Origin of the sequence: Nocardia sienata NBRC 100364, assembly GCF_001613205.1 — a bacterium.
GTDB lineage: Bacteria > Actinomycetota > Actinomycetes > Mycobacteriales > Mycobacteriaceae > Nocardia > Nocardia sienata.
In genome coordinates this window covers 20,503-39,991 of the sequence record NZ_BDBX01000038.1, presented here as the reverse complement: position 1 = coordinate 39,991, position 19,489 = coordinate 20,503, and the positions used below count along the sequence as shown (strand labels likewise).

Here is a 19,489-nt window from a genome sequence, read left to right as displayed (position 1 = left end):
GCCCTCACCCAGGCGAGGACCGAGGTGGGCAGACAGCGACGGCCGGAGCGGAGGCGGGAGGTACCCAGAGGGCGCCCCGGCCGGAGCGGAGGCGGAATACGCCCCGGGCCGCGGTGACACGCCTATGACCGCGGTTCCACCGATACCAGGTGGGTGAGCGTCTCGTCGTGCGCGAACTCCGACACCGCCCGTTCACGCATCAGATCCTGGGCCGTCAGCCGCACCTTGTGCTGCTGCATATGCTCGGACCAGGAGCGCACCACGAACGCCTCCACATAGCGGTCCGTAGTGCCCACATCGCGGTACACCCGCCACTCCATCGCGCCCGTGCGCTGCCGTGATCGGCCGACGAAGCTCATCGCCGCGAGGAATTCCGTCACCTTGTCCGCCGGGACGTCGTAGTCCTTGAGCACCAGCACCGGACCGTCGTCGGGGTCCGGCTCCACCACCAGTTGCGGTTCCGGCCAGTACGCGTGCGGTGTCAGATCGAAGCCGGGCGTGAACTGCCGCAGCGGCAGCCAGATCGTACTGAGCGCGCACACCCCGAGCAGCACCGCCGCCACCAGCAGCGCGGTGACCGCGCCGTAGGCCCCGGCGACCAGGCCCCACACCACCGAGCCGATCGCCTGTCCGGCCATGAACACCAGCAGATAGACCGACAGACCGCGCGCCCGGACCCAGCCGGGCAGCAGCAACTGCATGGTCGCGTTCATGGTGGCCAGCGTCAGCAGCCACGACGCGCCCGCGAAGACGAGCAGGAGCAGCACCAGCGCCTCCACCCGCAACAGTGCGGTACCACAGCAGGCGATCCCGAACACCACCGCGGCGACCGCGACCTGCTGGGTCGGGGTCAGCAGGGCCCGTACCCGGGCCAGACCCAGCGCGCCGAGGACCGCCCCCACGCCGAGCGCGCCCAGCATGAGGCCGTAGCCGGAGGAACCGAGACCGAGCTGGTTGCGCGCGATCACCGGCAGCAGCGCCCACAGCGCGCTGGCGGGCGCGACGAACAGGGCGGTGCGCAGCAGCACACGCCGGATCGCGGGCGCGGACTTGATGAAGCGGGTCCCCGCCTGAAGTGCCGCCAGCGGCCGTTCACTGGGCAGATCCTTGGCCACTCGCGGGCGGCGCCAGAACAGCAGCGCCGCGACGATCGCGGCGAACGAAACGGCGTTGAGCGCGAACACCAGTGCCGGGCCCGACAGGGCGACCAGTACCCCGGCGATGGCCGGTCCCACCGCCCGGCCGATGTTCATGTTCATACTGCCGAGCGCGGCGGCCGAGGGGATCTGGTCCCGGGGCACGAGCTCGGGCTGGATCGCCTGCCAGGCCGGCCCCACCAGCGCCTGGCCGCAACCGAGCAGGAACAGCAGGGTGAGCAGTACCGAGGGGGTGGTGTGCCCGGCGGCGGTGGACACCGCCAGGGTGATCGCCAGGACCGCCATGGTGGATTGGGCGCCCAGCAGCAGGCGGCGGCGGTCCAGCAGGTCGGCCAGCACCCCGGACGGGATGGCCAGGATCATCACCGGCAATGTCGTCGCGGTCTGCACCAAGGACACCAGCGTGGCGGCATTGGGCTCGTCGACCAGCACCCACTGCGCTCCGACCATCTGCATCCAGGTGCCCAGATTGGATACCAGCTGCGCGATCCACAGCGCCCGATAGACCCGTGACCGCAATGGCGCCCAAGTGGAAACTGGTTTCGCTGCGGCTGTAGTCACTCGGGACAGCATAGCGTCGAGCTCTGACCGGCCCACCGGGCGAAGGCGCCCGCGACCAGTTCACGGCCGGGCGCGGGACCGGCCCCCAACGGCCCGGCGCCGGAGCGTACCGGCCCCCGGACCGGCTCCGCGCGCGATCCGCCGCCGCGGGGGCTCACGCGGTGAGCCGGTCGTCTTCGCTGATGAACCAGGTGGCGATCACGCTCACCACCGCGGTCGTCACCAGATAACCGCAAGCCAACCACGGTGTCGAACCGCCCACTGCGATCAGCGCCGTGACGATCATCGGAGTCAGGCCCGAGGCGTAGATCCCGGAGAACTGGTAGACGAAGGACAGTCCGGTGTACCGCACCTCGGCCGGGTACAGTCCCGCGTACAAGGTGCCCTGCGCTCCGTAGAACACTGCGTGTGCCACGCCGAACACCGCGATGATCGCGACGGTGAAGACAATGAGGTTCCCGGTCTCGAAGAGCGCGAACACCGGATACACCAGCACCCCGTAGGCGGCGATCCCGGCGATGTAGACCCGGCGCGGGCCGAAGCGGTCGGCGAGCAGACCGGACACCGGGATGAGCGCCGCCATCACCACGGCGGCGACGGTGACGGCCACCAGCACCGGGACCTGCTCGAAGCCCAGATGCCCGGTTGCGAACGTGATCGCGAAGACACCCCAGGTGTTGAACGCCGCGCCCTCGCCCCAGCGCGACAGCAGTCCGAGAACGGTGTTGCGCCGGGACCGGGCATTGCGGAACAGCTCGACCACGGGCACTTTCGAAATCCGGTTGAGCCGGTCGACCTCCCGGAACGCGGGCGTCTCGTCGATCGTGAGGCGCACCGCCAGGCCGATCAATACCAGCACCAGACCGGCGCCGAACGCGATCCGCCAGCCGTAGTCGAGGAACGCCGTTTCGCTCAGCGTTGTGCGCAGCACCGCGAACACACCGGTTCCCAGGGCGAGCCCGAGTGCCAGTCCGACCTGCGGATAGCTGCCGAACAGGCCGACTTTCCGCCGCGGGCTGTGCTCGACGGCGAGCAGCACCGCGCCGGCCCACTCACCGCCCAGCGCGAAACCCTGCAGCATCCGCAGCAGCAAGAGCAGGATCGGCGCCACGACACCGATCGCGGCGGCAGTGGGCAGTACCCCCATCAGGGCGGTGGAGCCGCCCATGATCGCCATGGTCAGGGCCAGTGTCTTCTTCCGGCCGATCCGATCGCCGATATGGCCGAATACGAGTCCGCCGACCGGCCGCATCACGAAACCGACTGCGAAGGTCGCGAACGACAGCATGGTTGCGACGAACGCGCTGTTGTTCGGGAAGAAGAGTTTGTCGAAGACCAGGCCCGCCGCGGTGGCGTAGAGGAAGAAGTCGTACCACTCCACGGTGGTGCCGATCAGGCTCGCCACCACTGCTTTCCTGGTGCCGGCGGCCCCGAGCCCGGCGGCGGGCGTCGTGGCGCGATCGTCCGGGTGGGTCGCGGCCGGCCCTGTGTTCAGTAGTGACATCGTGTTCCCTTCGCTCCCGCGTCGATCGCCGAGCGAGGATATGAGGACAACGGCGCAGGTAGGAAGCGTTGTAATCAGCAAGATTCGAGCAGCGGGCGGGTTTCGGCGCCGGGCGCCCGGCCGCACTCCGGGTAGCATCGCCGTCATGCCGGGACCAGCGCTCCGAATCGGTGCGGCACTGTCGCTGCTTCTGCTCGCCGCGACAGCGTGCTCGGACAACGAGCCGGCGCCGACCGCACCCGAACCCACCCCCATGGGTCATACCTATATATCCACCGAGGTCACCGGCACACCCATCCCCGGTGGCGGCCCGCTCACCCTCACCTTCGCCGACGACCGGATCTCGGCGGAGGCCGGATGCAATACCCACAGCGGTGCGGTGGATCTGCGCGACCACGTCCTGCACGTCTCCGATCTCGCGAGCACGCTGATCGGATGTCCGGGCGACCGGGCCGATTCCGATGCCTGGATCGACGACCTGCTGCGTACGGATCCCACCTGGCAGCTCGATCAGGATCGGCTGACGCTCACAGCAAAAGGCAGCACGGTCGTCCTCACCGACAAGAAGACGCTGCAACCGGACCGCCCGATCCGCGGCACCGAATGGGTGGTGACCTCCCTGCTCACCCCCGACGCCCGGATCAGCTCACAGACCATCGATCAGATCCGGCCGGCGCTCACCATCGCCGACGACGATTCGCTCACCGGTTTCGCCGGCTGCAACCGGATGACCGGCCGGGCGGTGGTGACCGAAGCACCGGCCGGAGCCGAAATAGCGTTCACCGCGGCCACGACCCGGAAGATGTGCGGGCCGGAGATCATGGAAGTCGAACGGGCGGTGCTGGCCGCGCTGGACGGTACCGTCCAGGCCACCGTGGACGCACAGGTCCTCACCCTGCGCAACTCCAACGGTCACGGACTGACCCTGCGCGCCGGATAACTCGCCCGTCCGGGCGACGGTTTTCCGCAGCGGCGATGTGAGAACCGCGCGCACGGCCATGACGTCGCCCGGCTCGGTCGGGCGGCCGATTCAGCTGTCCCACGCACTCACGACCGATCCACCACGGCGACGAGTACCGACCGCTACGCCCACCGACCGCTACGCCGACAACCCGCGTGCTCGTACCGGTCCGTCCGGCGGCAGCACACGGTGACACGAACCGATGAGGCCCGCCGGTCGGGAAACCGGCGGGCCTCAGCGGATGTCGATCGAGTCAGGGCAACGGCCCGCCCGCCGCGATGGCGGACAGGGTGGCGAATTCGTCGCCCTTGAGCGACGCCCCGCCCACCAGGGCCCCGTCGATATCGGTCTGCTTGGTCAGCTCGCCGACATTCTTCGCGTTGACCGAACCGCCGTAGAGCACCCGGACGGCCTCGGCGACCTGCTCGCCGGCCAGCTGCACCAGTTCGCCGCGGATCGCACCGCAGACCTCCTGCGCGTCGGCGGGGGTCGCGACCTTGCCGGTACCGATCGCCCACACGGGTTCGTAGGCGATCACCACCTTCGCGATCTCCTCGGCGGACAGGCCCTTCAGCGAACCCCGCAACTGCTCGAGGTTGTACTCGACATGGGTGCCCGCGTCGCGGACATTCAGACCCTCACCGATGCAGACGATCGGCGTGATGCCGTGCTTCAGCGCCTGCTTGGCCTTCGCCAGCACCGTGGCGTCGTCCTCGTTGTGGTACTGGCGGCGCTCGGAATGCCCGACCACCGCGAACGCGCAACCCAGCTTCGCCAGCATCGCCGCGCTGATCTCGCCGGTGTAGGCGCCCGATTCGTGCACCGACACATCCTGGGCACCGTAGGTGATGCGCAGTTTGTCGCCCTCGACCAGCGTCTGCACGCTGCGGATATCGACGAACGGCGGAATCACCGTCACATCGACCTTGTCGAAGTACTTGTCGGGCAGCGCGAACGCGATCTTCTGCACCAGGGCGATGGCCTCGAGGTGATTGAGGTTCATCTTCCAGTTGCCCGCGATCAGCGGCTTCCGGGCCATCTACGCACCCTCCGCTTCCTCGAGCACGCTGATACCGGGCAGCGTCTTACCTTCCAGGTACTCCAGCGACGCACCGCCACCGGTCGAGATATGCGAGAAGTCGCCCTCCGGGATACCGAGTGCCCGCACGGCCGCGGCGGAATCGCCACCACCGACCACGGTGAACGCGCCCTTACCGGTGGCCGTGGCGATGGCCTCGGCGACCCCGCGCGTTCCGGCCGCGAACTTCTCGAACTCGAAGACACCCATCGGGCCGTTCCAGAACACGGTGCGCGCCTCGGTGAGCAGCGCCGCGAAACGCTGCACCGACTCGGGACCGATGTCCAGACCCAGCCAACCGTCCGGAATCTCATGCGCCGGAACGACCTTCGACTCCGCGGCGGCGGAGAAGGAATCGGCGACGACGATATCGCGCGGCAGATGGATGACGTCGGCGTAGCGATCCAGCAGATCCTTGCAGGTCTCGATCATCTCCTCCTGCAGAAGCGAGGAACCGACCGAAAGGCCCTGGGCGGCGAGGAAGGTGAAACACATACCGCCACCGATGACCAGGGTGTCGACCTTGGGGGCCAGCGCCTCGATCACCGCCAGCTTGTCCGACACCTTGGACCCGCCGAGCACCACCGCGTACGGGCGGTCGGTGGATTCGGTGAGCTTGGCCAGCACATCGGCTTCCGCCGCCACGAGCGTGCCCGCGTAGTGCGGCAGCAGTTTCGCCACGTCGTACACCGACGCCTGCTTGCGATGCACCACACCGAACCCGTCGGAGACGAACGCACCGTCGTCACCGACCAGCTCCACCAGCGCGGCGGCCAGTTTCGCGCGCTCGGCATCGTCCTTGCTGGTCTCCCGCGGATCGAAGCGGATGTTCTCCAGCAGCAGCACATCTCCGTCGGTCAGGCCCTCGGACCGCGCCAGCGCGTCCTGACCCACCACATCACCGGCGAGCTGCACATTGCGGCCCAGTTCGGCGGCGAGCCGGGTCGCCACCGGAGCCAGCGACAGGGCCGGGTCCGGGGCGCCCTTCGGACGACCGAGGTGCGCGGTGAGAACCACCTTCGCACCGGCTTCCACCAGCGCGCGGATGGTCGGTACCGACGCCACGATGCGGCCGGGATCGGTGATCTGCCCGTTGTCCAGCGGAACATTGAGGTCGGAGCGCACCAGCACCCCGCGCCCCTCGACACCCTCGGCGAGGAGGTCTTCCAGAGTTTTGACAGTCACGCCGTTCCTCAGAGGGATTTGCCGACGAGGCCGATGAGGTCGGCGAGGCGGTTGGAGTAGCCCCACTCGTTGTCGTACCAGGAGTAGACCTTGACCTGGTCGTCGATCACCTTGGTGAGCGGCGCGTCGTAGATCGACGAGTGCGGGTCGGTGACGATATCGCTGGACACGATCGGGTCGACGCTGTACTTCAGGATGCCCTTCAGCGGTCCCTCGGCGGCCGCCTTGAACGCCGCGTTGATCTCGTCCACTCCTGCCTTCTTGGCGAGGTCGGCCGTCAGGTCGGTGATCGAGCCGGTGGGGATCGGCACCCGCAGCGAGTAACCGTCGAGCTTGCCGTTGAGTTCCGGCAGCACCAGGCCGATGGCCTTGGCCGCACCGGTGCTCGTCGGCACGATGTTCACCGCGGCGGCGCGGGCGCGGCGCAGATCCTTGTGCGGGCCGTCCTGCAGGTTCTGGTCCTGGGTGTAGGCGTGGATGGTGGTCATCAGGCCCTTGACGATGCCGAACTCGTCGTTCAGCACCTTGGCCAGCGGGCCCAGGCAGTTGGTGGTGCAGGAGGCGTTGGAGATGATGTTCTGGCTGCCGTCGTACTTGTCGTCGTTGACACCCATCACGATGGTGATGTCCTCGCCCTTGGCCGGGGCCGAGATGATGACCTTCTTCGCGCCCGCGGCCAGGTGCCCCTTGGCCTTGGTGGCGTCGGTGAAGATACCGGTGGATTCGACCACCACGTCCACGCCCAGATCACCCCACGGCAGCGCCGCCGGGCCCTCCTTGATGGCCAGCGCCTTGATGCGCTGATCGCCCACCACGATGGTGTCCTCACCGTCGAGCGACACATCCTGGGGCAGCCGGCCCAGGATGGAGTCGTACTTCAGCAGCGTGGCGAGGGTCGCGTTGTCGGTGAGGTCGTTGACCGCCACGATTTCGATATCGGTGGTGCCGAGCGCCTTCTGCGCCTCCACCGCCCGGAAGAAGTTACGCCCGATACGACCGAAGCCGTTGATACCTACCCGGACAGTCACGTTATCGCTCCTCAGCTGTCAAGCGGATCGTTCCGATGCCCTGTCAACCCTAATGCCTGGCGGTCACCTCCCCGACAGGCACCTGGTGTTCGTGAGCACCGGGTATCCGCGCACCCGGACGGAACGCTCCGGCAGTTCCGCCCGCCGTCCGGAAGGATGAGGGATATGCCGAACCAACCCGCCCCCGCGATCCCGCACATCCGCCTCGCCACCGCCGCCGACACATCCCGCGCCGTCGGCACCCTCACCCGGGCCTTCGCCGACTATCCGTGGACCCGGCACACCCTCGCCGCCGACGACCACGAGCGCCGCCTGGCCATCTTCCAGGAACTGTTCCTCACCCGGATCGGCCTCCCGCACGGCAGGGTGTGGGTGGCCGACGACGGTGACGCGGTAGCCGTCTGGACCACCCCGGCCACCGACGCCGAGGCCGTGTTCACCGAACTCGGTCCACGCTTCGCCGAACTGACCGGCGATCGCGCCGCCGCCTACAGCGCGGCGGAGGCGGCCCTGGCGCCGCATCGCCCGGCCGGCCCCGTCTGGTTCCTGGGTACCGTCGGCGTCGACCCCGTACGCCGCGGGCAAGGCCTGGGCCGCGCGGTGATCGAACCGGGCCTGGCCGCGGCGGAGCGCGACGGAGTCCCCGCCTTCCTGGAGACGTCCACGGAGGCCAACGTCCGTTTCTACGAACATCTCGGATTCCGGATCACCGCCGAAGTGGAGATCCCGGACAACGGCCCCCGCACCTGGTGCATGCTGCGCTGAGGCCACCGGCAACGCACACCCGCCACCTCCGCGGATCGGCGGGGACGGACCGGTGCGGACCGTCCCGGCCCCGGCCGTCGGATGGCCTCAGGCGTCGTCGAGCAACTCCGCGGTGACCGCCGATTCCGTATCCGGCACCCCGAGCTCCTTGGCCCGCCGATCGGCCATCGACAGCAATCGCCGAATCCGGCCCGCCACCGCGTCCTTGGTCATCGGCGGATCGGCGAGCTGACCGAGTTCCTCGAGTGAGGCCTGCCGGTGCTCCACCCGCAGCTTCCCCGCCGCGGCGAGATGGTCGGGCACATCGTCACCGAGCAACTGCAGCGCCCGTTCCACCCGTGCGGCCGCCGCGACCGCGGCGCGCGCCGAACGGCGCAGGTTCGCGTCGTCGAAGTTGGCGAGCCGGTTGGCGGTGGCGCGGACCTCGCGGCGCATCCGGCGCTCTTCCCAGGTGAGCCGGGTGTCCTGGGCGCCCATCCGGGTGAGCAGGGCGCCGATCGCCTCACCGTCGCGGACCACGACCCGATCGGTGCCGCGTACTTCACGGGCCTTGGCGGAGATGCCGAGCCGCCGGGCGGCGCCGACCAGCGCAAGCGCGGCCTCGGGTCCCGGGCAGCTCACTTCGAGGGCCGAGGACCTGCCGGGCTCGGTGAGCGAACCGTGCGCCAGGAAGGCGCCGCGCCACGCGGCCTCCGCGTCCGCGACGCTACCGCCGACGACCTGGGCGGGCAGTCCGCGCACGGGCCGGCCGCGCACGTCGAGCAGACCGGTCTGCCGCGCCAGGGCTTCGCCCTCTTTCGCGACCCGGACCACGTAGCGGGAGGATTTGCGCAGGCCGCCGGCACTGAGCACATGCACATCCGACCCGTATCCGTAGAGTTCGAAGATCTCCCGCCGTAGCCGCCGGGCGATGGAGCCCATATCGACTTCGGCTTCGACTATCACCCGCCCGCCGACGATATGGAGGCCGCCGGCGAAACGCAGCAGGGCGGACAGTTCGGCTTTGCGCGCACTCACCTGTGTTACGGCGAGCCGGCTCAGCTCGTCTTTCACTTCGGCTGTCATCGCCACGAGACGTGCTCCTTTCCACCCAACCCGGACCGCACATCCTGACCCATGTGCCGTCCCTCGACTCGAAGCCCCGGCAACTGTGGCCGAGGCTCGTGGATCAGTTGATCCAGTGCGGCGGCGAGCTTTCCGGGGTCGTGCCGGTCGGTTCCCGCGTCGGCGACATCGGAAAAGACTACTCGCGCCCGTAATTGGCCGGCAGCCCTGGCCACATGCTCACGTTCCCGCCCTTCCGGCACGCACCCGGAGTCGACCAGAACCTCGTCGACCGCGAAATCCGGTGCGTGCTGGGACAATACATGCAGATGTCGTTCGGCGGAGAACCCCGCGGTCTCACCGGGCTGCGCGGCGAGGTTCAGAATCAGCACTTTACGCGCCCGGGTGTGGACCAGTGCGTCACGGAGCCCGGGTACGAGCAGATGCGGTATCACACTGGTGAACCAGGAACCCGGGCCCAGGATCACCGCGTCCGCGCGTTCGATGGCGGCGGTGGCCTCCGCGCAGGACGGTGGGTCGGCGGGCAGCAGCCGCACCCGCCGCACCTTGCCCGGTGTCGTGGCGACCGCGACCTGGCCGCGGATACAGCGGCTCACCCGCGGATCGGCTTCCAGCCCGGATACGTCGGCCTCGATATCCAGCGGGATATTCGACATGGGCAGGACCCGTCCGCTGATACCGAGCAGTTCGCCCACCTGGTCGAGGGCGGCCACCGGGTCCCCGAGCACTTCGGTGAGCCCGGCCAGCAGCAGGTTGCCCACGGAATGCCCGGCCAGGGCGCCGGTGCCGCCGAACCGGTGCTGCACGGTCCGGGTGAGCACCCCGTCGGCGTCGGCGGCGAGTGCGGCCAGCGCCATACGCAGGTCACCTGGCGGCGGCACCCCGAGTTCGGCGCGCAAGCGGCCGGAGGAACCGCCGTCGTCGGCGACCGTCACCACCGCGCTGATCCGGCGCGTGACGCGCCGGATCGCCGTGAGTGTCGCGTACAGTCCGTGGCCACCGCCGAGTGCGACTACCGCGGGGCCGGACGGGTCGGCGGCTCCGGTGTCCGCGCGACTCATTCGCGCCCCAGATCCCGGTGCAGTACCCGTACCGCGTCCACCGGGCCGTCCGCGCCCGCGTCGATCCGGCTGCCGGTGATCTTGCCGAGGGCCTCGGCGATCGCGACGCTGCGATGTCTACCGCCGGTGCAGCCCACTGCGACCGTCATGTAACGCTTCCCCTCTTGGCGATAACCCTGGGTGGTCAGCTCGATCAGATGATCACAGGTCCGCAGATAGTCGTCGGCGCCCGGACGCGACAGCACATAGTCGCTGACCACCGCTTCCTGACCGCTGTGCTGCCGAAGTTCTGGTACCCAATGCGGGTTGGGCAGGAAACGCACATCCAGCACCATGTCCGCGTCCAGCGGGACACCGTACTTGAAGCCGAAGGATTGAACGGTCAACTGCAGCGCCGCGGGCGTGCCGCCGCCGTAGACTTCCTCCAATTTCCGGTGCAGCTGGTGGATCGACAATTCGGTGGTGTCGATGACCACATCGGCGGCGGCCTTCACTCCCGCGAGCCGGACCCGTTCGGCGGTGATCCCCGCCGACAGGGTCCCCTCGGCGCTGTCGTTCTGCAGCGGATGGCGGCGCCGGGCGAAACCGAACCGGCGGATCAGCACATCGTCGGAGGCCTCCAGGAACAGGATGCGGGTGGGGACCCCGCGGGCGCGCAGCTGTTCGGTGACAGCGGGCAGGTCCCCGGTGAAGAACCGGCTGCGCACATCCATCACGATCGCCAGCCGCCGGATGGGCGGATCGGCCGAGGCGCCCAGTTCCACCATGCGGCCGATCAGTTCCGGCGGCAGATTGTCGGTGACATACCAGCCCAGATCCTCGAGTACCCGCGCGGCCGTGCCCCGCCCCGCGCCGGACAGGCCGGTCACCATCACGACTTCGACCGGGGTGCCCGAGCCGGAATCGGCACCCGGCACCACTGTCGTACTGTTGTTCGATTCGACGCGAGTCATGTACCACCCGGATCTTGTTCGGGAATTGCGTTTCGGTCACCCAGCTGTAGGTCGGCTCCCCGGAAACTGTCGCGGGGCGCAGAACAAACGTACGTGACCGGCGCCGGTCGCCGCGCGGTTGCCGCGGCCGCCGCGCCGGACGCTATTGCTCGTGCAGGGCCGCCAGCACCGCCTCCGCGGTGGCGCGCCCGATACCGGGTACCTCGATGATCTCCTCGACGGTGGCCTCTTTGAGTCGCGCGACCGAGCCGAAATGGGTCACCAGCGCGGTCCGCCGGGTCTCGCCGAGGCCGCGGACCGCGTCCAGCGCCGACGCCGTCATCCGCCGCGACCGTTTGCTGCGATGGAAGGTGATGGCGAAACGGTGGGCTTCGTCACGAACCCGCTGCAGCAGGTAGAGGGCCTCGCTGGTGCGCGGCAGCACCACCGGGTCGGGCTCGCCGGGAACCCACACCTCTTCCAGGCGTTTGGCCAGGCCCACGACGGCGATATCGGTGATGCCGAACTCCTCGAGCACCTCGGCCGCGGCCGCCACCTGCGGCGCGCCGCCGTCGACGACGTAGAGGTTGGGCGGATAGGCGAACTTGCGCGGCCGGCCGGTTTTCGGGTCGATACCGGGCCGGGTCACGATCTCCGCGTCGGCCTGCGCACCGGCCGGGCCGGTGCCGTCGTCCGCCGGCGGCGTACCGAATTCGGGTATCTGCGCCGACCCCGCGAGATCGGCCTGCTCGGTGGCATCGCGCTCCCGGCGCAGCCGGGCGAACCGGCGCCTGGTCACCTCGGCAATACTGCCGACGTCGTCGGAGCGCCCCTCGCCGGCGGCCTCCCGGATCGCGTAATGGCGGTAGTCGGACTTCTTGGGCAGCCCGTCCTCGAAGACCACCAGCGAGGCCACCACATCGGTGCCCTGCACATGGCTGATGTCCACACATTCGATCCGCAGCGGCGCGGTATCGAGGTCGAGGGCGTCCTGGATGTCCTGCAAGGCCACCGATCGGGAGGTCAGGTCACCGGCGCGGCGGAGTTTGTGCTGGGCCAGCGCCTCCTTCGCGTTACGCGCCACCGTCTCGGCAAGGGCCTTCTTGTCACCGCGCTGGGGTACCCGCAACCGCACCGACGCGCCGCGCAGGGTCGACAGCCAGCGCTGGACCTCCTCGGCATCGGCGGGGAGTTCGGGGACCAGCACCTCACGCGGCACCACGGCCGCGGCCTGCTCGCCCGCGGTCTGCTCGGCCACGGCGGTCTGCTCCGCATAGAACTGGGTGAGGAACTGTTCCACCAGTGCGGCCAGTTCACCGTCCTGCTCGGGGGTATCGGCCGCATCGCCGGATTTGTCGACCACCCAGCCACGCTGCCCGCGCACCCGGCCGTCACGGACATGGAAGATCTGCACCGCGACCTCGAGGTCGTCCCCGGCGAAGGCGATCACATCGGCGTCGGTGCCGTCACCCAGTACGACGGCCTGCTTCTCCAGGGCCCGGCGCAGGGCCTGCACATCGTCGCGCAGCCGGGCCGCGTTCTCGAAATCGAGGTCCTCGGCGGCCGCCTGCATCCGGCGTTCCAGGTCCTTGACCATCCGGTCGGTGCGGCCGGCCAGGAAATCGCAGAAATCGTCGACGATCTGCCGGTGCTCGGCGGCGGAGACACGGCCCACACACGGGGCCGAGCACTTGTCGATATAGCCGAGCAGGCAGGGACGGCCCATCTGGCTGTGCCGTTTGAACACCCCGGCCGAGCAGGTGCGGGCGGGAAAGACCCGCAACAGCAGATCGAGGGTCTCCCGGATCGCCCAGGCGTGGGCATAGGGGCCGAAATAGCGGACCCCCTTCTTCCGGGCGCCCCGGTAGACGAACAGCCGCGGGTACTCCTCGTTCAGCGTGACCGCCAGCACGGGATAGGACTTGTCGTCGCGATAGCGGACGTTGAACCGCGGATCGAATTCCTTGATCCAGTTGTACTCGAGCTGTAGCGCTTCCACCTCGGTGGAGACCACGGTCCATTCCACGCTCGCGGCGGTGGTGACCATCTGGCGGGTCCGCGGATGCAAGGCGGCGATATCGGCGAAGTACGAGTTGAGCCGATTGCGCAAGCTTTTCGCCTTGCCGACATAGATGACCCGGCCGTAGGAGTCCCGGAACTTGTAGACACCGGGTTCGAGTGGAATGGAGCCGGGCTGCGGCCGGTACGTCGCGGGATCTGCCACGTATCCAGCGTAGTAGCGGCCTCGGACACATCCGGCCGCCGGTCGGCGGGGCCGAGGAAAGGCGATGCGGCCGCACCGGGCGACCGGTCGCGGCATCGGCGGGCCTGCCGGGCCGCCCACCCCCGGCCCAGGCGCCGTAGGCATCCACCATCACCCGGCCGCTCGCCGCCGTTTCCCCCACACGGGGCGAGTTCGGCCGCCGCTGTCGCCGCGTCCCGCTAGAGTTCGAATATGCGCCCGATACAACGGATTCGGTACGCGCTGACGGTAACGGCGCTGCTCGTGGCAGGCTCGCTCAGCGGATGCTCCGACGATACCGGGGCCGTGGGCCCCTGTACTCCGGTACCGAACGGCACCGCGGTGACCGCCGCGCCGGCCGCGGGTTCGGCCGCCCCCACCTCACGCGATCTGGCGACCAACCCGGAGATCGCGTCGGGCTACCGCAGCGAGATGACCGCGGTCCGCACCAGCGGCTACGCCGTATCCACCGCGAATTCCCACGCGACGCGCGCGGCCTGCGAGGTGCTGCGGGCCGGCGGCACCGCGGCGGACGCGCTGATCACCGCGCAGACCGTATTGGGGCTCACCGAACCCCAGGCGTCGGGCCTGGGCGGTGGCGCGTTCCTGCTCTACTACAACGCCGAACACGAGACGCTGGATGCCTACGACGGCCGGGAGACCGCACCGGCCGCGGCAACCGAGAACTATCTGCGCTGGATCAGCGATTCGGATCGCACCGAACCGAAACCGGACACCCGCGCCAGCGGGCGCTCCATCGGGGTGCCGGGCGTGGTCCGGATGCTCGAGCTCGCGCATACCGAGCACGGCCACATCCCGTGGCGGGAACTGTTCGATCCCGCCGTGGCGATGGCGGACCGGGGATTCGAGATCAGTCCACGACTCGCCGGGCAGATCGCCGACTCCGCGGCCGATCTGGCCCGCGACCCGGCGGCGGCCGAGTACTTCCTGAACCCGGACGGCTCCCCCAAGGCTGCGGGCACGGTCCTCACCAACCCCGCGCTGTCGAAAACCCTCACCACGGTGGCCACCGAGGGTGCGGAGGGGTTCTACACCGGGCCGATCGCCGAGGACATCGTCGCCGCGGCCGCCTCGCGGGCCGGCGGGCGCACCCCGGGTCTCCTGGAAGCCGCGGACCTCGACTCCTACCGCGCGGTGAAACGCACCCCGTTGTGCACCGGTTACCGCGCGCACGAGATCTGTGGAATGCCCGGGCCGTCCTCCGGCGGTATCACGGTGGCGGCCACGCTCGGCATCCTGGAGAATTTCGATCTTCCGGCCCTGCCGCCGCAGAATGTCGACCGTAACGGCGGTGTTCCGCAGGCCGAGGCCGTGCACCTCATCGCCGAGGCCGAACGGCTCGCCTACGCCGACCGGGACAAGTTCGTCGCCGATCCGGATTATGTTCCGCTGCCGGGTAATTCACCGGAGACGCTGGTGAACCCGGAGTACCTGGACAAACGCGCCGAACTCATCGACCCACGCCGGAGCATGGGCACCGCGCAGCCCGGGAACTTCGGTGCCGCGCCGGTGGGTATCGGTCCCCAGCAGCCCGAACACGGCACCAGCCATATCTCGGTGGTCGATTCCTACGGCAATGCCGCGGCCATGACCACCACGGTGGAATCGGCCTTCGGTTCCTTCCATATGGTGGACGGATTCCTGCTGAACAACCAGCTCACCGATTTCGCCACCGACCCGCTGGGCACCGACGGCAAGCCGGTCGCCAACCGGATCGAACCGGGAAAGCGGCCACGCAGTTCCATGAGCCCGACTCTGGTGTTCGAGCAGGGCAAGGACTCCGAGCGGGGTGCGCTCACCCATGTGGTCGGCTCCCCCGGCGGCTCGGTCATCATCCAGTTCGTGGTCAAAACCCTTGTCGGCATGCTGGATTGGGGACTCGACCCACAACAGGCGGTCTCCGCGCCGGCCGTCGGCGCCGCGAATACGCCGGTGACGAATGTGGGCGGCGAGCATCCGGCGATCGACGCCGGTGACGACGGCGCCCACGACCCCCTCGTCACCCGGCTGCGCGAACGGGGCCATCAGGTCTCGGTGGCCCCGCAGACCAGTGGGCTCAGTGTGCTCGGCCGCGACGGGGACAACAGTTGGATCGGCGGGGCCGACCCCCGGCGCGAAGGCGAGGTCCTCGGCGATACGCGGTGAACCACACCGTGCCGTGGCGGCTCACCCGCGCCGGGTGAGCCGCCGAGCGGTCTCCGGTGGTCCCCTGGTGTCATGCCGAGCACCGATACCGCCGGACTGTCGCGGGCCGAATTCACCACCCTGGCGGCCGACGCGTTCGTCTACGGATTTCCGCTCGTCTACGACCTCCAGCAGGTCGCACGGTTCACCAGAGAAGGGGTGGGCGGGCTGCCGCCGACACCGCTCAACGCGTTCGGCCATGCCACCGCTCTGGCCGGACCGCAGGACACCTTCGTCTCCGTCAACAACGACACCGTCTATTCGATCGCGAACGTCTCCACCGCGGCCGGCCCGGTGCGCTTGGACGTACCGGATACGGCGGGCCGCTATTACGTCATGCAGTTCGTCGACGCCTGGACGAATAATTTCGCCTATATCGGTCATCGCGCCACCGGCACCCTTCCGGGTGCCTATCTGCTGGTAGCACCCGGCTGGGACGGTATGCCGCCGGAGAACGTGACCGTCATCGAGTTCCCCACCACGGTCGCCACCATCGTGGGCCGGTGGGCCGTGGACGGAGAGTCGGATCTACCAGCGGTCCGCGCTCTGCAGAACGCCCTGCACCTGCTACCGACGGCACCCGCACCGGACCTGCCCGCCCCCGAGCCGGGAGTCCCGGAAGATCTGCGCTTCTTCGAAGAACTCCGGGTCGGCATCCGGGCCTTCCCACCCGCCGACCGCGACCGCCGCTACCAGCGGCGTTTCGAGCCGCTGGGATTGCTGGACGCCGTTACGCCCTATACCGATCTCACCCCCGAGCGGGCAGCGGCGCTGCGGGAGGGCCTCGCGGCCGGAAGGCAGCGCCTCGAAGCTGCCGCGACCCACAGCAGGGCGCCGCGGCAGAACGGCTGGCACCTCACCTACCACGTCTTCGACTACAATCTGGATTTTTTCGGCGTCGGTGCCCTCGACGATCCGCACTGGAAACTCCCCGACGATCCGGACCGCTATCTACTACGCGCGGGCACCGCCCGCGCCGGGCTCTGGGGCAACCACGGCTACGAGGCCGCCTACGCGATGGCCTTCACCGACTGTGAGGGCCGGCCGCTGCACGGCTCCCACCGCTACGAGGTGCGCTTCACCGAGCCCCCGCCGTGCGGCGCGTTCTGGTCGTTGACCATGTACGACACTCCGAATTTCTTCCTCGTCGCGAACCCGATCGGACGCTACTCGCTGGGCGACCGGACACCCGGGCTGCAGACGACCGACGGATCGCTCACCGTGGTGTTGCAGCACGACGAACCCGCCGATCCACAGCAGCGGGCCAACTGGCTACCCACCCCGGCCGGCCACTTCCGGCCGATGCTGCGCATCTACGAACCGCATGAGCCCGTATTCGACGGCAGCTACCAGCCGCCGCCGATCCTCAGGGTGGAGTAGCCGACCATTCGGCCCCAGGAGACCCCGCGGTCGCGGCCCCGGCCGGGCGGAAGCAGGCGATACGGCTCGGTCCGGGAGCCGAGCACCGGGCACGATCAGTCGGACGAGGCGTACTTGACACCCAGATCGCGGAGTCGGTCCAGCGCCGCCGCGGCATGCTCACCGTCGTTGGAACGCACCGCGAGCATCGGGACGTAATCGTCGTTCACCAGCTCGAGCCGTGCCCACGCCTTACGGTCGGGAAACGAAACCCCGCGGATATGCTTCCACTCGAACTCGTTGTCCCCGAGCACGTTCCGAACCACCACACCGCGGCGGCCGGCACGGACGCGCGGGCGGGTGAGCAGCAGGACGGCCGCCGCGCCGAAGATCCCGATACACGCCATCGCGAACTGATCGACCACCCGGAAGTTGACCCCGGTGTAGTCGATCCGCAAGAAGATTCCGAGCAGTACGAAGGCCACCAGTAGCACCACCGCGACGATCGCCGCCGTGCGACGCGACTTCCGCGGGCGCACCTCGAGCTCCCATTCGGAAGCGACGCCCGAGTCACCGCCGGAAGCCCTCCCCCGGCGCCAGATCCGTACCACCGGCACGGCTCAGCCCGCCGCGCGCAGGCCGCGGAGCGTGAGGGCGGCGTCCAAGGCGGCGGCAGCCGCCTGCTCACCCTTGTTCTCCGCAGAATCCGGCAGTCCGGCCCGGTCGAGGGCTTGCGCTTCGTCATTGGTGGTGAGGACACCGTTGGCCACGGGGGTGCTCTCGTCCAGCGAAACCCGGGTCAGGCCGGCGGTCACCGAATCACAGACATAGTCGAAATGCGGCGTATCTCCCCGGATCACGACGCCGAGCGCGACGACGGCGTCGTGGGTGCGAGCGAGTTCCTGGGCGAGCACCGGGAGCTCCATCGCCCCGGCGCACCGCGCGACGGTGGTATGGCGCACTCCGGCCTCGGCGGCGACGCGTTCGGCGTTGGCGACCAGCGTGTCGCAGATCTCGGTGTGCCAGCGCGAGGCCACGATCGCCAGCCGCAGGTCCTTGGCGTCGGCGAGCGCGAAGCTCGGTACCCCGGTGCCACTCATCGGTTTCCGCCTTTCGATCCGGAGGATGTCACTGCGCTGTCTCCCCGAGGTCCAGATCGTCGAGACCCACCAGATCGTGGCCCATCCGGTCGCGTTTGGTGCGCAGGTAGCGCAGGTTCTCGGCATTGGCCCGGATCGGCATGGGTACCCGTTCGGTGATCCGCAATCCGTAGCCGTCGAGCCCGACCCGTTTGGCCGGGTTGTTGGTGAGCAGCCGCATGGACCGCAGCCCCAGATCGACCAGGATCTGCGCCCCGGTCCCGTAGTCGCGGGCATCGGCGGGCAGGCCGAGCTCGATATTGGCATCGACCGTATCGTGACCGGAATCCTGCAGCTGATAGGCCTGCAGTTTGTGCATCAGCCCGATACCGCGGCCTTCGTGCCCACGCATATAGAGCACCACGCCGCGGCCCTCGGCGGCCACCATCTCCAGGGCCGCGTCCAGCTGCGGCCCGCAGTCGCAGCGCAGCGAACCGAACACATCACCGGTCAGGCATTCCGAGTGCACCCGGACCAGCACATCCTCGCCGTCACCGACGTCCCCGCGGACCAGCGCGACATGTTCGACATCGTCGTAGATGCTCTGGTATCCGACGGCGGTGAACTCGCCGTGCGCGGTCGGGATACGCGCCTGCGCCACCCGCACGACATGCTTTTCGTGCTTACGCCGCCACGCGATCATCTCGGCGATCGAGATCAGCGCCAGTTCGTGCTCGTCGGCGAAGACCCGCAGTTCGTCGGTGCGGGCCATATGCCCGTCTTCCTTCTGGCTCACGATCTCGCAGATCACCCCGGCCGGCCGCAGCCCGGCCATCCGCGCCAGGTCCACGGCGGCCTCGGTGTGACCGGGCCGGCGCAGCACGCCCCCGTCCTTGGCGCGCAGCGGCACCACATGACCGGGGCGGGTGAAATCGTTCGGTTTGGCATCGCCGTCGGCCAGCAACCGGATGGTGGTGGCCCGGTCGGCGCCGGAGATACCGGTGGTCACGCCCTCTCTGGCATCCACCGAGACGGTGTACGCGGTGCCGTGCTTGTCCTGGTTCACCGCGTACATCGGCGGCAGTCCCAGGCGATCGCAATCGTCACCGGTAAGCGGTGCGCAGATGTAACCCGAGGTGTAGCGGATCATGAACGCCACGAGTTCCGGGGTGGCCTTCTCCGCGGCGAAGATGAGGTCGCCCTCGTTCTCCCGGTCCTCGTCGTCGACCACGACGACCGGTTTACCGGCCGCGATATCGGCGACCGCGCGCTCGATGCTGTCGAACCTGGTCACGTCTGCAATGCTC

16 protein-coding genes are annotated in these 19,489 nt (G+C 69.0%); 4 read left to right on the top strand and 12 right to left on the bottom strand.

All coding sequences use genetic code 11. From position 1 onward, the window contains the following. Window positions 1-122 precede the first annotated feature (122 nt). The gene (locus NS4_RS20495) at window positions 123-1,730 is read right to left on the bottom strand and encodes an MFS transporter (protein ID WP_157106145.1); all 1,608 of its coding nucleotides are present in this window, start codon (window positions 1,728-1,730) and stop codon (window positions 123-125) included. A 142-nt stretch (window positions 1,731-1,872) separates the two neighbouring features. Continuing rightward, entirely contained in the window at window positions 1,873-3,222 is a 1,350-nt protein-coding gene (locus NS4_RS20490; RefSeq protein WP_063061141.1) for an MFS transporter, read from the bottom strand. A gap of 145 nt (window positions 3,223-3,367) precedes the next feature. Between NS4_RS20490 and NS4_RS20485 the strand changes: the two genes are divergently transcribed. Beyond that, a complete protein-coding gene (locus NS4_RS20485) occupies window positions 3,368-4,162 on the top strand; it encodes an META domain-containing protein (protein ID WP_063061140.1) in 795 nt (264 codons plus the stop codon). 274 nt (window positions 4,163-4,436) lie between these two features. On the opposite strand, the gene tpiA is transcribed toward NS4_RS20485, so the two are convergent. From tpiA to gap, 3 genes are read right to left on the bottom strand one after another with little or no spacing between them, the layout of a single operon-like run. Next, a complete protein-coding gene (tpiA, locus tag NS4_RS20480) occupies window positions 4,437-5,222 on the bottom strand; it encodes a triose-phosphate isomerase (protein ID WP_063061139.1) in 786 nt (261 codons plus the stop codon). After that, window positions 5,223-6,446 (bottom strand): phosphoglycerate kinase, encoded by a 1,224-nt coding sequence (locus NS4_RS20475; RefSeq protein ID WP_063061138.1) that lies wholly within the window; start codon window positions 6,444-6,446, stop codon window positions 5,223-5,225. An 8-nt stretch (window positions 6,447-6,454) separates the two neighbouring features. Continuing rightward, the gene (gene gap, locus NS4_RS20470; protein ID WP_063061137.1) at window positions 6,455-7,474 is read right to left on the bottom strand and encodes a type I glyceraldehyde-3-phosphate dehydrogenase; all 1,020 of its coding nucleotides are present in this window, start codon (window positions 7,472-7,474) and stop codon (window positions 6,455-6,457) included. Window positions 7,475-7,639: 165 nt separating this feature from the next. On the opposite strand from gap, the gene NS4_RS20465 reads away from it, so the two are divergent. Continuing rightward, on the top strand, window positions 7,640-8,239 hold the full coding sequence (locus tag NS4_RS20465; RefSeq protein ID WP_063061136.1) for a GNAT family N-acetyltransferase: 600 nt from the start codon (window positions 7,640-7,642) through the stop codon (window positions 8,237-8,239). Between the two features lie 87 nt (window positions 8,240-8,326). On the opposite strand, the gene whiA is transcribed toward NS4_RS20465, so the two are convergent. The 4 genes from whiA to uvrC all read right to left on the bottom strand — a co-directional run bounded on the left by whiA (window position 8,327) and on the right by uvrC (window position 13,521). Continuing rightward, complete coding sequence (whiA, locus tag NS4_RS20460) at window positions 8,327-9,304, bottom strand: DNA-binding protein WhiA (protein WP_174552119.1); 978 nt, start codon at window positions 9,302-9,304, stop codon at window positions 8,327-8,329. Beyond that, a complete protein-coding gene (locus NS4_RS20455) occupies window positions 9,301-10,365 on the bottom strand; it encodes a gluconeogenesis factor YvcK family protein (RefSeq protein WP_063061134.1) in 1,065 nt (354 codons plus the stop codon). The genes whiA and NS4_RS20455 overlap by 4 nt, the downstream gene beginning before the upstream one ends. Then, the gene (gene rapZ, locus NS4_RS20450; RefSeq protein WP_063061230.1) at window positions 10,362-11,237 is read right to left on the bottom strand and encodes an RNase adapter RapZ; all 876 of its coding nucleotides are present in this window, start codon (window positions 11,235-11,237) and stop codon (window positions 10,362-10,364) included. Before rapZ ends, NS4_RS20455 begins: the two co-directional genes overlap by 4 nt. Window positions 11,238-11,460: 223 nt before the next feature. After that, window positions 11,461-13,521 (bottom strand): excinuclease ABC subunit UvrC, encoded by a 2,061-nt coding sequence (gene uvrC / locus NS4_RS20445; protein WP_063061133.1) that lies wholly within the window; start codon window positions 13,519-13,521, stop codon window positions 11,461-11,463. A gap of 231 nt (window positions 13,522-13,752) precedes the next feature. Here uvrC and NS4_RS20440 point away from each other — a divergent pair, with 231 nt between their 5' ends. Together NS4_RS20440 and NS4_RS20435 are read left to right on the top strand one after the other, a co-directional pair. Beyond that, window positions 13,753-15,705 carry a gamma-glutamyltransferase family protein gene (locus tag NS4_RS20440; RefSeq protein ID WP_063061132.1) on the top strand — a complete coding sequence of 651 codons (1,953 nt, stop codon included), beginning with the start codon at window positions 13,753-13,755 and terminating at the stop codon, window positions 15,703-15,705. Between the two features lie 72 nt (window positions 15,706-15,777). Continuing rightward, complete coding sequence (locus tag NS4_RS20435) at window positions 15,778-17,124, top strand: DUF1254 domain-containing protein (RefSeq protein WP_063061131.1); 1,347 nt, start codon at window positions 15,778-15,780, stop codon at window positions 17,122-17,124. 95 nt (window positions 17,125-17,219) lie between these two features. Here NS4_RS20435 and NS4_RS20430 read toward each other — a convergent pair whose 3' ends face one another. From NS4_RS20430 to NS4_RS20420, 3 genes are all read right to left on the bottom strand, one after another. Then, window positions 17,220-17,642 (bottom strand): PH domain-containing protein, encoded by a 423-nt coding sequence (locus NS4_RS20430; protein WP_245665584.1) that lies wholly within the window; start codon window positions 17,640-17,642, stop codon window positions 17,220-17,222. A gap of 81 nt (window positions 17,643-17,723) precedes the next feature. Further along, window positions 17,724-18,203: a 6,7-dimethyl-8-ribityllumazine synthase gene (ribH, locus tag NS4_RS20425; protein WP_039825524.1), complete on the bottom strand. Its 480-nt coding sequence runs from the start codon at window positions 18,201-18,203 to the stop codon at window positions 17,724-17,726. A 28-nt stretch (window positions 18,204-18,231) separates the two neighbouring features. Next, window positions 18,232-19,476: a bifunctional 3,4-dihydroxy-2-butanone-4-phosphate synthase/GTP cyclohydrolase II gene (locus NS4_RS20420; RefSeq protein WP_063061130.1), complete on the bottom strand. Its 1,245-nt coding sequence runs from the start codon at window positions 19,474-19,476 to the stop codon at window positions 18,232-18,234. Window positions 19,477-19,489 lie beyond the last annotated feature (13 nt).